At 74.2% G+C, this 16,718-nt stretch carries 1 protein-coding gene; it reads right to left on the bottom strand.

The annotated features are described in order from the left end of the window. Positions 1–39 precede the first annotated feature (39 nt). Entirely contained in the window at positions 40–16,686 is a 16,647-nt protein-coding gene (locus tag KV557_RS42795; protein WP_308129987.1) for a type I polyketide synthase, read from the bottom strand. Between the last annotated feature and the right edge of the window lie 32 nt (positions 16,687–16,718).

Here is a 16,718-nt window from a genome sequence, read left to right as displayed (position 1 = left end):
CCGGTCATCGCTGCCTCCACGCATCGAGCTTCATCAACGTCATTCCGTCTCGCCGTCCAGGGCCAGGCGGATCAGGCTGTCGGCGTCCAACGCGTCGATGTCCTCGACCTCTTCGCCCTGGTCGCTCGTCAGGGCGTCGTCACGGACTCCGGCGAGCCGCATCAGCGCCTCCATGAGCCCGGCCTCACGGAACCTGGACAGCGGGACGGTCGCGAGCGTCTTCCGGAGTTTCTCCTCGGCAGCGTCCGTTTCGCCATGTTCAACGATCTCCGGCAGCAGCTTTTCCAGCAGGAACGCGGCCAGTTCGGTGGGGTTGGGGTAGTCGAACACGAGCGTGGCCGGCAGCCGCAGGCCGGTCGCGGTGCTGAGGCGGTTGCGCAGTTCCACCGCGGTGAGCGAGTCGAAGCCCAGGTCGGTGAAGGCCCGGGTGGACTCGATCGCCTCGGCGGAGGTGTGTCCCAGGACGGCGGCCACGTGGGACCGGACCAGGTCGGTGAGCAGCCGCATCCGGTCCTGCTCCGCCAGCCCGGCCAGCTGCTGGTGCAGCGAGTCCGCGCCGACGCCGCCCGAGGCGGCGCTCCGCCGGCCCGCTCCGCCGCTGACCAGGGCCCGCCACAGCGGCGGGACCTCCGCGCTGCGGGCGGCCTGCGCCCGCAGCCCGGCCAGGTCCAGCTTGGCCGGCACCAGCATCGCCTCGTCCCTGGCCAGCGCCAGGTCCAGCAGGGCCAGACCCTCGTCCGCGCCCAGCGCCGCGATGCCGCCACGGTTGATGCGGGCCCGCTCGGAGTCGGAGAGTTGCCCGGTCAACGCACTGGCCTCGGCCCACATGCCCCAGGCCAGCGACGTTCCGGGCAGTCCGGCCGCCCGGCGGTCGGCCGCCAGCGCGTCCAGGAACGCGTTGGCCGCCACGTAGTTGCCCTGGCCGGGGCTGGAGAACGTCGCCGCCGCCGAGGAGAACAGCACGAAGTGCTCCAGGTCCATGCCCTGGGTGAGCTCGTGCAGGTTCCACGCGCCGTCGGCCTTGGGCCGCATCACCGTCGCCACCCGCTCCGGAGTCAGCGACGCGATCGTCGCGTCGTCGAGGACACCCGCCGTGTGGACGACGGTCGTCAGCGGAGCCTCCGCGGGGACCCTCGCCATGACGGCGGCCAGGGCATCGCGGTCCGCGGCGTCGCAGGCCACGATCTGCACCCGGGCACCCAGCGTCGCCAGCTCCGCCGCCAGCGCGGCCGCAATCGGGGCGGCCGGGCCCGAACGGCCGGTCAGGACAAGACCGTCGGCACGGCCCGTGGTCACCAGGTGCTTGGCCACCAGGCCGCCCAGCGTGCCCGTACCACCGGTCACCAGCGCCGACTTGCCGCTCCTGCCGAACTCGAGCGGGGCGGTGGGGATGGTGAGGACCAGCTTGCCGGTGTGCCGTGCCTGCTGCATGAAGCGGAACGCCTCCCGCGCCCGCCGCACGTCCCAGGCCCGCACCGGAATCCGCGTCAGCTCGCCCGCGGCCATCAGCTCGACGATCCGGCCGAGCATCGCGCCCATCCGCTCGGGCCCGGCTTCGGCCAGGTTGAACGGCCGGTAGAGGACCCCCGGGTGCTCCGCCGCCAGCGCATCCGCGTCGCGCACGTCCGTGCGGCCCATCTCGACGAACGCCCCACCGCGCGGCAGCAGCCGCAGGGACGCGTCCGTCAGCTCGCCCGCAAGGGAGTTCACGACGATGTCCACGCCCGCGCCGCCCGTGGCGGCCAGGAACTCCGCCTCGAACCCGGCGCTGCGGGACGAGGAGATGTGCGCCTCGTCCAGGCCCATCGCCGCCAGCACCGGCCACTTGGCCGGGCTCGCGGTCGCGAAGACCTCCAGCCCCAGGTGGTGCGCGATCTGCACCGCCGCCATGCCGACACCACCGGTGCCGGCGTGTACGAGCACCTTCTGCCCGGCCTTCGCACCGGCCAGCTCCACCAGGGCGTACCACGCCGTCATGAACGCGCTCGGGACGGACGCGGCCTCGGCGTAGGACCAGCCGTCCGGGACGCGCACCACCTGGCGCGCGTCCATGACGGCGACCGGGCCGAACGCGCCCTCGGCGACGCCCATCACGCGGTCGCCCACGGCCAGTCCGGTCACCTCGGGGCCGAGCTCGATCACCGTTCCGGCGATCTCGCTGCCCATCACGCCGCCACCGGGGTACATGTCCAGGCCGATCAGCACGTCCCGGAAGTTCAGCCCGGCCACCCGGACCGCCACCCGGACCTGCCCGGCCCCCAGCGGGTCACCGGCCTGCGGCGCCGCCGCGAGCACCAGGCCCTCCAGCGACCCGCCGGCATCCGGCTCCAGCCGCCACAGACCCTCGGGCACCACCAACTCGCCCGACGGACGCGCCAGACGCCGTGCGTAGGCCACGGTGCCGCGGACGGCCAGCTCCGGTTCTCCGCCGGCGAGCGCCGTCGGCAGGACGGCGATCTGCTCGGCGGTGCCGGTGGCGGGCAGGTCCACGAGGACCAGCCGGCCCGGGTTCTCCGACTGCGCCGAGCGCAGCAGACCCCAGACGGCGGCGGCGGGCAGGTCGGCGACCCGCTCACCGGCCGCAGCGGCCACGCCGCCACGGGTGACAACGACCAACTGGGCCGTCTCCAGCCGCTCTTCGCCCATCCAGTCCTGGACCAGGCCCAGGGCCTCGCCGGTCACCCGGCGAGCGGCCTCGGCCACGGCGTCGCCGCCTTCGTCACCGGCGCAGACCAGCACCTTGGCGGGCTCGATCTCCCCCGCCTCGGTGGCGGCGGCGACCTCGGCCAGCCCCGGGAACAAGCGCACCGTCACGCCGGAGGCGTCGAGAGCGTCGACCAGGCCGAAACGGTCGGCACCGATCAGCGCCCAATCCCCGGACGGGGCCTGCGCCCCGGCGATCGGGGCCCACTCGACGGTGAACAGGGAGTCCGCCATCGCCGAGTCGGCGGACCGCAGCTGGGCCGCGGCCACCGGGCGGGTGATCAGCGAAGCCACCGACACCACCGGAGCACCCGTGGCGTCCGCAGCCGTCAGCGTGAGGCTGCCCTGCGCGTCACGGCGCAGCCGGGCCCGCAGGACCGAAGCCCCGCCGGCGTGCAGTTCCACGCCCGTCCACGCGAACGGCAGCCGCACCTGACCCGGCTCGCCCTCCTCGGCACCACCGACCAGGGCACTGGCGTGCAGCACCCCGTCCAGCAGCGCCGGGTGCAGGCCGAACGCCCCTGCGTCCCCGGCCACGCTCTCGGGCAGCGCCACCTCGGCGAAGAGGTCCTCGCCGCGGCGCCACACCGCCCGCAGCCCCTGGAAGGCCGGGCCGTAGCCGTACGACGCCCCTGCGCCGGCCTCGTACACACCGGTGACGTCCACCGCCGTGGCGCCGCGCGGAGGCCAGACCGCGAAGTCCTCCTCCGACACTGCGGTTCCCTCGACGGGGGCGACCACACCGCTCGCGTGCTGGACCCATTCGTGCTGCCCGTCGGGACGCGAGAACACCTCGACCGTCCGGCGCCCGTCCGCATCGGCATCGGCGACGACCACCTGGACCTGTACGCCGGAGCCGTCCGCGGGCAGGACCAGCGGTGCTTGCAGGGTCAGTTCCTCCAGCAGGCCGCAGCCCACCTGGTCCCCTGCGCGAACCACCATCTCGACGAAGCCGGTGCCCGGCAGGAGCACGACCCCGCCGACCGCGTGGTCGGCCAGCCACGGGTGCGTGCGCACGGACAGCCGTCCGGTGCACACCATGCCCGCGCCACCGGCCAGTTCCACCGCCGCGCCCAGCAGCGGGTGACCCACCGCCCCCAGGCCGAGCGACACCGCGTCCCCGCCGGTGGCCGGTGCGGCCGCCCGCGGCCAGTACCGCTCGTGCTGGAAGGCGTAGGTCGGCAGCTCGACGAGGTCGGCGGACGGCAGGACAGCCGTCCAGTCGACCGCCACACCGTGCACGAAGGCCTCGGCCAGCGACGTGAGCAGGCGCAGGGCGCCACCGTCGTCGCGGCGCAGCGTCCCGCAGACGGCGGCCGACACCGAACCGGAGTCCAGCGCGACCTCGTCCAGGGTGTCGTTCATCGCGCCCATCAGCACCGGGTGCGGGGTGACCTCGACGAACACCTGGTGGCCCTGGCCGGCGAGCACGCGCACGGCCCGGTCGTAGTGCACCGGGGCCCGCAGGCTCTGGTACCAGTACGCGGCGTCGAGTTCGGTGCCCGTGAGGACCTCGCCCGTCATCGCGGAGACCATCGGGACCCGTCCCCGACGCGGCGTCACGCCGGCCAGGACGGACCTGATCTCCTCTTCGAGCCGGTCGACCTGTGCGGAGTGCGAGGCGTAGTCCACGGCGACCATCCGGGCGCGGACGCCCTCGGCCTCGAACTCCGCCTTCAGCTCCTCCAGAGCCTCCGGCTCGCCGGAAACCACCACCGCAGCCGGGCCGTTGACCGCTGCCAGCGACAGACGATCACCGAAGCGCGCAATGCGTTCCTCGACCACCGCGGCGGACCGGCTCACGGAGAGCATCCCGCCGAGACCGGCCAGCACCTTCAGCGACTGCGACCGCAGCGCGACCACCCGGGCACCGTCCTCCAGCGACAGCATCCCGGCCACCGTGGCCGCCGCGATCTCGCCCTGCGAGTGACCCACGACCGCACTCGGGGTGACGCCCGCGGCCTCCCAGACCGCCGCCAGCGACACCATCACCGCCCACAACGCCGGCTGGACGACATCCGCAGCCTTCATCTCGGGCGCACCCGGTGCGCCGGCGAGAACATCGCTCAGCGACCAGTCCACGTACGGCGCCAGCGCCGCCTCACACTCGGCCAGGCGCTCGGCGAACACCGGGCTGCAGGAGGCCAGTTCCCGGCCCATGCCCAGCCACTGCGACCCCTGACCCGCGAACGCGAACACCACCCGCGCACCGGCACGCGCCACACCCGACACCACCGAACCCGCAGGCACACCAGCCGCAAAACTCTGCAGACCCGACACCAGCTCGGCCCGCTTGGCACCGACCACCACGGCCCGGTGTTCGCCCACCGACCGCGTCGTCGCCAGCGACCACGCCACCTCCGCGGGCTCCAGCTCCGGCCGCACGGTCAGCCAGTCGTGCAGCCGCTCCGCCTGCCCGGCCAGCGCGCCGGCCGACCGGCCGGACACCAGCCAGGCCTCGGCCCCACCGGGCTCGACCAGCAGCGGACCAGCGGCCGGCTCGACCTTCTCGGCGCCGTCCTCGACCGCCGGGGCCTCCTCCAGGATGACGTGCGCGTTGGTGCCGCTCAGGCCGAACGAGGAGACACCGGCCCGCCGCACCCGGCCGTTGGCCGGCCACGGCACCGCGTCCGTCAGCAGCTCCACCTCACCGGCGGACCAGTCCACGTGCGGCGACGGCTCGTTCACGTGCAGCGTCCGCGGCAGCTCGCCGTTCTGCAGCGCCAGCACCATCTTGATCACACCGGCCACACCGGCAGCCGCCTGCGTGTGCCCGATGTTCGACTTCACCGACCCCAGCCGCAGCGGCTGCTGACCGCCCCGGTCCTGGCCGTACGTCGCGAGCAGCGCCTGCGCCTCGATCGGGTCACCGAGCTTGGTGCCCGTGCCGTGCGCCTCCACCGCGTCGACATCGGCGGCCGTCAGTCCGGCGTTCGCCAGCGCGGCCCGGATCACCCGCTGCTGCGAGGGACCGTTCGGCGCCGTCAGACCGTTCGACGCACCGTCCTGATTGGTCGCACTGCCCCGCAGCACTGCGAGCACCTTGTGCCCGTTGCGCCGCGCGTCGGAAAGGCGCTCCACCACGAGCACGCCCGCACCCTCGGCGAAGCCCATGCCGTCCGCCTCGGCCGAGAATGCCTTGCAGCGACCGTCCGTCGCCAGGCCGCTCTGCTCGCTGAAGCCGACGAAGCCCTCGGGGCTCACCAGGATCGTGACACCACCGGCCAGGGCCATCGAGCACTCGCCGGAGCGCAGGGCCTGGGCGGCCATGTGCATCGCCACCAGGGACGACGAGCAGGCCGTGTCGACCGTGACCGCCGGCCCTTCGAGCCCGAGCGCGTACGACACCCGGCCGGACAGCACGCTCGTCGCGTTGCCGGTGATGAGGTGGGCCATCCCGTCGATGTCCGCGCCGTAGCCGTAGCCGGACGTGTACCCGCCGACGAAGACGCCGGTCGCGCTGCCGCGCAGCGACTCCGGGTCCATGCCGACCCGCTCCAGCGCCTCCCAGGACAGCTCCAGCATCAGCCGCTGCTGCGGATCCATCGCCAGCGCCTCGCGCGGGCTGATCCCGAAGAACCCCGCATCGAACCCGCTCATGTCCTGGACGAACCCGCCGGCCCGGACGTACGAGGAGTCGCCGAGGGCCGCCAGGTCCCAGCCGCGGTCGTCCGGGAAGCCGGAGATCCCGTCCCCGCCGGAGGTCAGCAGCGCCCACAGCCCGTCGGGGTCGGTCACGCCGCCGGGGTAGCGGCAGGCCATGCCGACGATCGCGATCGGCTCGTCGGCCGCGATCACGGCCGGCACGGCCGCCGGCGCCCCGGTGTCGTCCGGCAGGGCCCCCAGCAGCTCCGCCTCCAGGTGGTCGGTCAGCGCGGCCGGGGTGGGGTAGTCGAACAGCAGGGTCGCGGGCAGCCGCAGCTCCGTGGCGGAGCTGAGGTCGTTGCGCAGCTCCACCGCGGTCAGCGAGTCGAAGCCGAGTTCGCTGAAGGCGCGGTTGACCTCGACCGCCTCGGGCGACGGGTAGCCGAGTACGTGGGCCGCCTTGGCCTGGACGAGTTCGGTCAGCACCCGGCGCTGCTCGGCCCGGCTCAGGCCGGCCAGTCGGCGCACCAGGTCCTGCTCGGCCGGTGCGGCCGGGACCTCGGCCACCAGCGCGGCCAGCCGGTGGATCTCCGGCAGGTCCCGCATCAGGGGGACCTGCAGCAGGCTCGCCGCCGACTGCGGCACCGAGAGGATCACGGACCAGTCGATGTTCGTCACCGTCAGCACGGTGTCGCGGGCGTCCAGCGCCTCGCCCAGGGCCCGGACCGCCAGATCCGGATCCATCACGCCTTCCCACTGGTTGCGGGCCAGCCGCTGCCGCGCCGCCTCGGAGCCCTGCGCCACACCGGCCGCCCACGGGCCCCAGGCCACGGCGAGCGCGGCCAGGCCGCGGCTGCGCCGGTTCTCGGCCACGGCGTCCAGGTAGGCGTTCGCCGCACCGTAGTTGGCCTGGCCCGGGCCGCCCGTGGTGGCCACCACGGAGGAGAACAGCACGAAGGCGTCCAGGTCCAGGTCCGCGGTGAGCTCGTCCAGGTAGGCCGCGCCGGCAGCCTTGGCCGCGAGCACCGACTCCAGGCGGGCCGCCGAGAGGCCGTCGATCACGCCGTCGTCCAGCACCGCCGCGGTGTGCACCACCGTGCCCAGCGCGGGGCCGCTCGTGGCGATCCAGTCCAGCACTCCGGCCAGGTCGGACCGGTCGGCCGCGTCACAGGTCACCACGTCCACGCGGGCACCCTGCGCGGCCAGTTCGGCCGCCTGCGCGGCGACGCCGGGGGCTCCGGCTCCGGAACGGCTGGTCAGCACCAGTCGCTCCATGCCGCGTCCGGTGAGCCAGCGTGCCACGTACCCGCCGAGCGCGCCGGTACCACCGGTGATCAGCGCGCTTCCGTTCGTCGGCCGCCAGGTGCCGGTCGCCGACGGCTGCGGGGCGTGGGTCAGCCTGCGGCCCACGATTCCCACCGGGCGGATCGCGACCTGGTTCTCGTCGCAGCCGGCGAGCACGGTCACGAGCCGCGAGCCGGTCCGCTCGTCCAGGACGGCGGGCAGGTCGATCAACCCGCCCCAGCGGTCCGGGTATTCGAGGCCGACGACGCGGCCGAAGCCCCAGACCTGCGCCTGCAGCGGGCTGGTCAGCACCTCGCCCGGTCCGGTGGCGACGGCGCCGCGGGTGAGGATCCAGAGCGGTGCGACGACCTCGGCGTCGCCCAGGCCCTGCACCAGACCCAGCGTGGCGGCGAGGCCCACGGTCACCACCGGGTGGGCGGGCATCGGCGTCTCGTCCAGCGCGAGGAGCGACAGCACGCCGGACACCGCCTCGGCGCCCTGGAGCACCTCGCCGAGCAGCGTGGCGATCTCGGTCCGGTCCACGGTCCCGGCCGGGACCTCGACGAACACGACCTCGGCTCCGCGGGAGGAGAGCGCCGCCAGGCAGCCCTGCGCCACGTCGCCGCCGATCTCCCCGGCGGGGAGCACGACCAGCCACCGGCCCGCCAGCCGGGCGAGGCCGCCCGGCTCGACCGCGGGCGACCAGGTCACCCGGTAGCGCCAGCCCTCGGTCACCGAGCGGTCCCGTTCGCGGCGTCGCCAGGACGCCAACGCCGGGAGAACGGCGCTGAGTTGCTTCTGGTCCTCGATCGCCAGCGTGTCGGCGATCCGGGCAAAGTCGCCGCCCTCGACGGCCGCCCAGAACCGGGCCTCGGCGGCCGTGCTCGCGCCGTCGCCACCGATCGGGGACGTCGTCGCGGCGGCCTGCAGCCAGTAGCGCTGGTGCTGGAAGGCGTAGGTCGGCAGGTCCACCGGCTCGGCGGCGGGCAGAACGGTCTTCCAGTCGACGGTCAGGCCGCCGACGTAGGCCTGCGCGAGCGAGGTGATCAGGCGCGTGGCGCCGGCGTTGTCACGCTCCAGCGTGCCCACCGTCAGAACGTCGGCGATGCCCGCGTCCTCGGCCGTCTCCGTCACCGACGCCGTCAGCACCGGGTGCGGCGACACCTCGACGAACGCACCGTAGCCGCCACCGAGAAGGACGCGGACGGCCTCCTCGAAGCGGACCATCCGCCGCAGGTTCGCGAACCAGTAGGCAGCATCCACCTCGGTACCGGACAGCCACTCGCCGGTGACCGTGGAGATCATCGGCATCCGGCCGGCCTGCGGGGTGATCCCGGCCAGCTCGCTCTCCAGCATGGCGGCCAGCGGCTCCACAGCCGGCGAGTGCGCGACGAAGTCCGTCGCCGGGATACGCCAGCGCAGCACCTTCCGCGACGCCAGCTCCCGCTCGAACTCGGACAGCGCGTCCGGCTCACCCGAGACGACGACCGCCGCAGGGCCGTTGATCGCGGCCACCGACAGACGCTCGCCCCAGCCCTCGACAATCTCCCGCACAGCCTGGGACGGCATCACCACGGACACCATCGAGCCCTGCACGTCCAGGCTCGTCAGCGCCCGCGCACGAACCGCCACAACCCGGGCGCCGTCCTCCAGCGACAGCATCCCGGCGACCGTCGCAGCCGCGATCTCGCCCTGCGAGTGACCCACGACAGCGTCTGGGGTCACGCCGGCGGCCTCCCACACCGCGGCCAGCGACACCATCACCGCCCACAGCACCGGCTGCACGACATCCGCCGAGTCCAGCCCCGGAGCACCCTCGGCCCCGGCCAGAACCTCGGACAGCGACCACGGCACATGCGGCGCCAACGCCCGCTCACACTCCGCAAGCCGAGCCGCGAACACCGGGCTGGACAGCGCCAACTCCCGGCCCATCCCGACCCACTGCGCACCCTGACCCGCGAACACGAACGCCGTCCGGCCACCCGAACGGGCAACACCCGACACCACCGAACCCGCACGCGTGCCGGCAACCAGGCTGCCCAGCCCCGACACCAGCTCCTCACGACCGCCACCGACCACCACAGCCCGGTGCTCGAACACCGACCGCGTCGCCGCCAGCGACCACGCCACATCCGCCGGCGCCACCTCCGGCCGCGCCGACACCCAATCCCGCAGCCGACCCGCCTGCCCGGCCAGCGCCTCGGGCGACCGGCCCGACACCAGCCACGCGCCGACACGGTCGCCCTCGACCACCACCGAAGCAGCAGTCGATCCGACCTCATCAGCGGGCTCGTCCAGGACGTCCGCCTGCTCGGCGTCCCCGGCCGGGGCCTCCTCCAGGATGACGTGCACGTTGGTGCCGCTCATCCCGAACGCCGACACGCCGGCCCGGCGCACATGCTCGCCGGTCGGCCACGCCACCGGCTCGGTCAGCAGCCGCACCTCGCCCGCCGACCAGTCCACGTGCGGCGTCGGCTCGTCCACGTGCAGCGTCCGCGGCAACTGCTCGTGCTGCAGCGCCAGCACCATCTTCATCACACCGGCCACACCGGCGGCCGCCTGCGTGTGCCCGATGTTCGACTTCACCGAGCCCAGCCACAGCGGACGGTCCTCGGCACGTTCCTGGCCGTACGTGGCCAGCAGCGCCTGCGCCTCGATCGGGTCACCGAGCTTGGTCGCCGAACCGTGCGCCTCGACCACGTCCACGTCGGCGGGCGACACACGGGCACTGGCCAGCGCCGCGCGGATCACCCGCTGCTGCGACGGACCGTTCGGCGCCGTCAGACCGTTCGACGCACCGTCCTGGTTGACCGCCGAACCGCGGATCACCGCGAGCACCTTGTGCCCGTTGCGCAGCGCGTCCGACAGCCGCTCGACCACGAGCATGCCCGCGCCCTCGGCGAAGCCGGATCCGTCGGCCGCCGCGGCGAACGACTTGCAGTGCCCGTCCACCGAGATGCCGCCCGCCTTGGCGAAGGCCGCGAACACCCCGGGGGTGGCGGTGACCGTGGCCCCGCCGGCGAGGGCGAGCGAGCACTCTCCCCCGCGGAGCGCCTGGGCGGCCATGTGCAGCGCCACCAGCGACGACGAGCACGCGGTGTCCACCGTCACGGCCGGCCCCTCCAAGCCGAACGTGTAGGACAGCCGGCCCGAGAGCACGCTGGTCGCGTTCCCGGTCACCAGGTGCCCCTCGACGACGTCCGTCCCGTCCAGGTCCACGTCGGTCGCGTACCGGGAGCTGTACCCGCCGACGAAGGCACCGGTCTGGCTGCCGCGCAGCGACGCGGGGTCGATCCCGGCCCGCTCGAACGCCTCCCAGGACGTCTCCAGCAGCAGTCGCTGCTGCGGGTCCATGGCCAGGGCCTCACGCGGGCTGATCCCGAAGAAGCCGGCGTCGAAGGCGCTGGCGTCCTGGACGAATCCGCCCGCCTGCTCGTACGACGCGCCCGCGCCTTCCGTGTCCGTGTAGTTGAGGCTCTCCAGGTCCCAGCCGCGATCCCGCGGGAAGGGGCCGATCGCGTCCGCGCCCGTGGCCAGCAGGTGCCACAGCTCCTCCGGGCTGGCCGCGCCGCCCGGGAACCGGCAGGCCATGCCGACGATCGCGATCGGCTCGTCCACCGCACCCGTCGCCACCGGCGCGGCGGGTGCCGCGACGGCGCCCAGGTCCCCCGCCAGCTCCCCGCGCAGCAGCGCGGCCAGCGCGGTCGGGGTGGGGTAGTCGAACACGAGCGTCGCGGGCAGCCTCAGGCCGGTCTCGGCGTTCAGACGGTTCCGCAGCTCCACCGCGGTCAGCGAGTCGAAGCCGACGTCGGTGAACGGCCGGCCCGCGTCGATCGCCGCCGCCGAGGCGTGCCCCAGCGTGGCGGCGACATGGGCGAGCACGAGGTCCAGCAGCACCCGGTCGCGCTCCGCGCCCGACAGGGACGCCAGCTGTCGCCGCAGGGCCTCCGCCGCGTCGGCACCCGTGCCGACGGCAGCGGCCGAGGCGGCCGTGCGCCGGACGGACACACCGGCCAGCGTCCGCCACAGCGGCGGGATGTCCGTGCTGCCCGAGGCCTGCGCCCGCAGCGCCGCCACGTCGAGGCGGGCGGGCATCAGCACCGCCTCGTCCCTGGCCAGCGCCACGTCCAGGACGGTCAGGCCGTCCTCGGCGCCCAGCGGCACGAAGCCCCGGTCGATCCGCGACAGCGACGTCCGGTCCAGGTTCCGGCCGATGCCGGCCTCGTGCATCCAGGGACCCAGCTGCAGCGACATCCCCGCGAGGCCCGCGGCCCGGCGGTACCCCGCCAGGGCGTCCAGGAACGAGTTCGCCGCCACGTAGCTGCCCTGGCCGGCCGCGCCGAAGGTCGACGCCGCGGACGAGAACAGGACGAAGTGCTCCAGCTCCAGCTGCGCCGTCAGCTCGTGCAGGTTCCAGGCCGCGTCGACCTTCGGCCGCATGACCGCCGACAGCCGCTCCGGCGTCACCGACGCGATCACGCCGTCGTCGACGACGCCCGCGGAGTGGACGACGGAGCCCAGCGGGCACTCGGCCGGGATCCGCTCCAGCACCGCGGCCAGCGCGCCCCGGTCGGCCGCGTCGCACGCGATCACCTGGACCCACACGCCCAGCTCCGCCAGCTCGGCGGCCAGCACGGCCACACCGGCGGCACCCGGGCCCGAACGGCTGGTCAGCACCACGCCGCCGGCCCGTCCCGTCGCCACCAGGTGCCGGGCCACCAGCGCGCCCAGCGTCCCGGTGCCACCCGTCACCAGCAGCGAACGGGCCGCGGGATCGGCCTTGGGCTCGGCCGGCCATTCGACCGGCACCAGCTCGCCGGAGGGGCGGGTCAGGCGCCGGCCGTAGGCGGCCCGTCCGCGGATCGCCAGCTCGGGCTCACCGCTGCCGACCACCGTGGGCAGCAGCGCGATCTGCCCATCGGCGTCGACGGCGGACAGATCGGCCAGGACCAGCCTGCCCGGGTTCTCCGCCTGCGCCGACCGCAGCAGACCCCGGACGGAGGCCGCCACCAGGTCCGTCACCGCCTCGCCGGCGACCGCGTCCACCGCGCCACGGGTGACGGCCACCAACTGCGCGGCGCCCAGGCGCTGTTCGTCCAGCCACTCCTGCACCAGCCGCAGCGCCGCGGCACCGGCCCGCCGCACCGCGTCCGGGAGCCCGGCGCTCGCGTCGTCGTCCGCGCCGAGCAGGGCGTCGGCGCACACCAGGACCGTGCCCGGGTCGATCTCGCCCGCCTCGGCGGCGGTGGCCAGCTCGGCGATGCCGGCGAAGGAGCGCACCTGCACGCCCGCGGCGCCCAGCCCGTCGACCAGACCGACGCGGTCGGCGCCGATCAGCGCCCACTCCCCGGCCGGGACGTCGGTCCCGGCCACCGCGGTCCAGTCCTGGACGAACAGCGAATCGGTCAACTCGTTGTGAACTGCCCGCAGTTGGTCCATCGAGACCAGCCGCTTCACCAGCGACCCCACCGACACCACCGGAGCCCCGGTGGCGTCCGCGGCCGTCAGCGACACACCGCCCTGCGCGTCCTGGCGCAACCGCACCCGCAGCACCGACGCCCCGCCGGCGTGCAGCTCGACGCCCGTCCACGCGAACGGCATCGGCACCTGGCCCGGCCCGGCCTCGACCGCCGTCTCCGCCAGGATCGAGGCGTGCAGCGCCGCGTCGAGCAGCGCCGGGTGCAGACCGAACGCACCCGCCTCCTGCGCCACCTCCTCCGGCAGCGCCACCTCGGCGAAGACGTCCCCGCCGCGACGCCAGACGGCCCGCAGGCCGTGGAACGCGGGGCCGTACACATCCGCCAGGTGCACCGCGTACACGTCCGTGATGTCCACCGGCGCGGCGTCCCGCGGCGGCCACACCACCAAGTCCTCGTCGGTCTTCCCGGCCGTCGTGGCGGGGGCGACCACACCACTGGCGTGCAGAACCCACGCCTGCTGCGCACCTGCCTCCTCGGGACGGGAGAACACCTCGACCCCGCGGCGGCCCTCCGCGTCGGGCGCGGCCACGACCACCTGGAGCTGGACCCCGCTGCGGTCGGCGGGCACCACCAGCGGCGCGTGCAGCGTCAGCTCCTCCAGGAGGCCGCAGCCCACCTGGTCGCCGGCGCGCACCGCCAGCTCCACGAAGCCGGTGCCGGGCAGGAGCACCACCCCGCCGACCGCATGGTCGGCCAGCCACGCATGCGTGCGCAGCGACACCCGGCCCATGCACACCAGGCCCGCGCCACCGGCCAGTTCCACCGCCGCGCCCAGCAGCGGGTGGCCCACGGCGCCCAGGCCCAGCGACAGCGCGTCGCCACCGGCCGACCGCGACGACCTCAGCTCCCCCAGCGTGCCCTTCGGCCAGAACCGCTGGTGCTGGAAGGCGTACGTCGGCAGGTCCACCTGCCGGCCGGCCGGGAGCACGGACGCCCAGGTGACGGCCACGCCGTTGACGAAGGCCTCGGCGAGGGAGGTGACCAGCCGGGTCGCGCCGCCGTCGTCGCGGCGCAGCGTGCCGCAGACGGCGGCGGCCACGGCGCCCGGGCCGGCCTCCTGCGCGACCTCTTCCAAGGTGTCGTTCAGCGCGCCCAGCAGCACCGGGTGCGGCGAGACCTCGACGAACACTCGGTGGCCCTGGCCGGCCAGGGTCCGCACCGCGCGGTCGAAGTGCACCGTCGCGCGCAGGCTCTGGTACCAGTAGGCGGCGTCCAGCTCCTCGCCGGTCAGCGTCTCGCCGGTCATCGCGGAGACCATCGGGATCCGGCCCTGCCGCGGCGTCACGCCGGCCAGGACGGACATGATCTCCTGCTCCAGGCGCTCGACCTGGGCCGAGTGCGACGCGTAGTCCACGGCGACCATCCGGGCGCGGACGCCCTCGGCCTCGAACTCCGCCTTCAGCTCCTCCAGCGCCTCCGGCTCACCCGAAACCAGCACCACAGCCGGGCCGTTGACCGCCGCCAGCGACAGACGATCACCGAACCGCGCTATCCGCTCCTCGACCACAGCGGCGGACCGGCTCACCGACAGCATCCCGCCGAGACCGGCCAGCACCTTCAGCGACTGCGACCGCAGCGCAACCACCCGGGCGCCGTCCTCCAGCGACAGCATCCCCGCGACGGTCGCCGCGGCGATCTCACCCTGCGAGTGACCGACAACCGCCTCCGGCGCCACACCGGCGGCCTCCCACACCGCCGCCAGCGACACCATCACCGCCCACAGCGCCGGCTGGACGACATCGGCAGCCTTCAGCTCGGGCGCGCCTTCGGCACCGGCCAGCACGTCGCTCAGCGACCAGTCCACATACGGCGCCAGCGCCGCCTCACACTCGGCCAATCGGGCCGCGAAGACCGGGCTGGCCTCCGCCAACTCCCGGCCCATGCCGACCCACTGCGAACCCTGACCCGGGAACACGAACACCGGCCGCGCCGCATCGGTCCGGGCCACGCCCGAGACGACGGCACCGCTCGGCACCCCGTCGGCCAGGTTCTCCAGACCGGCCAGCAGCTCGCCGCGGTCGCCACCCACCACGACGGCACGGTGCTCGAAGGTCGCGCGCGTGGTCGCCAGCGACCACGCCACATCCGCCGGCTTCGCCTCCGGCCGCGCCGACACCCAGTCGCGCAGCTGGCCGGCCTGCGCCGACAGACCCTCCGTCGAACGCCCCGACACCAGCCACGCGCCGGCACCCGAGACGACCGGAGGAGCAGCCTCCTCCGCCTCGGACGCGCCGTCCTCGGCGGGCGCCTCCTCCAGGATGATGTGCGCGTTCGTACCGCTGCCGCCGAACGACGACACACCCGCACGGCGCACCCGCTCACCGGCCGGCCACGGGACGGGCTCGGTCAGCAGCTCCACCTCACCGGCGGACCAGTCGACGTGCGGCGTGGGCTCCTTCACGTGCAGCGTCCGCGGCAGCTCGCCGTTCCGCAGCGCCAGCACCATCTTGATCACGCCGGCCACGCCGGAGGCCGCCTGGGTGTGCCCGATGTTGGACTTCACCGAACCCAGCCACAGCGGCTGCCCGCCGCCGCGCTCCTGGCCGTAGGTCGCGAGCAGCGCCTGCGCCTCGATCGGGTCGCCCAGCTTGGTGCCCGTCCCGTGCGCCTCCACCGCGTCGATGTCGCCGGCGGACAGCCGGGAGTTCTCCAGCGCGGCGCGGATCACCCGCTGCTGGGACGGGCCGTTGGGCGCCGTCAGGCCGTTGGACGCACCGTCCTGGTTGATCGCGGAGCCGCGGATCACCGCCAGCACCTTGTGCCCGTTGCGGCGCGCGTCGGACAGCTTCTCCACCACGAGCACGCCGGTGCCCTCGGCCCAGCCGGTCCCGTTCGCGTCCTCGGAGAACGCACGGCACCGGCCGTCCACCGACAGGCCCTGCTGCCGGGAGAACTCGACGAACATGCCCGGCTGCGCCAGGACCGTCACACCGCCGGCGAGCGCCATCGAGCACTCCCCGGCGCGGATCGCCTGGCAGGCCAGGTGCAGCGCCACCAGGGACGACGAACACGCCGTGTCCACCGTCACCGCCGGGCCCTCAAGACCCATCACGTAGGACACGCGGCCGGAGAGCACGGCGGTCAGGTTGCCGGTCATCATGTGACCTTCCAGCCCGGCCGTGCCCCCTTCCGCCAGCTCCAGGTTCACGAGGTAGTTCGAGGTGAAACCGCCGACGAAAACGCCGGTCCTGCTGCCCTTCAGCGTCCCCGCGTCGATTCCCGCGCGTTCCAGGGCCTCCCAGGCCACTTCGAGGAGCAGCCGCTGCTGCGGGTCCATGGCGACCGCTTCACGCGGGCTGATCCCGAAGAACGCGGCGTCGAATCCGCTCGCGTCCTTCACGAAGGCCCCGGAACTCGTGTACGACCGGCCGGACTTCTCCGGGTCCGGGTCGTAGATGCTCTCCAGGTCCCACCCGCGGTCGGTGGGGAACTCGCCCACCGCGTCGCCACCGGCCGCCAGCAGCTTCCAGAGGTCCTCCGGGGTCTCCACATCGCCCGGGTACCGGCACGCCATGCCGACGATCGCCAGCGGCTCGTACTCGCCGGCCTCCAGCTTGTGCAGGCGCTTGCGCGTCTCCTGGAGCTCGGCCGCGGTCTTCTTGAGGTAGTCGAAGAGTTTCTCTTGGTTATCCACAGTGACCCCTTACCAAAACATGCCGTCAATTA

Source organism: Kitasatospora aureofaciens (assembly GCF_019192735.1).
Taxonomy (GTDB): domain Bacteria; phylum Actinomycetota; class Actinomycetes; order Streptomycetales; family Streptomycetaceae; genus Kitasatospora; species Kitasatospora aureofaciens_A.
This window is presented reverse-complemented; position numbering and strand designations above follow the sequence as displayed.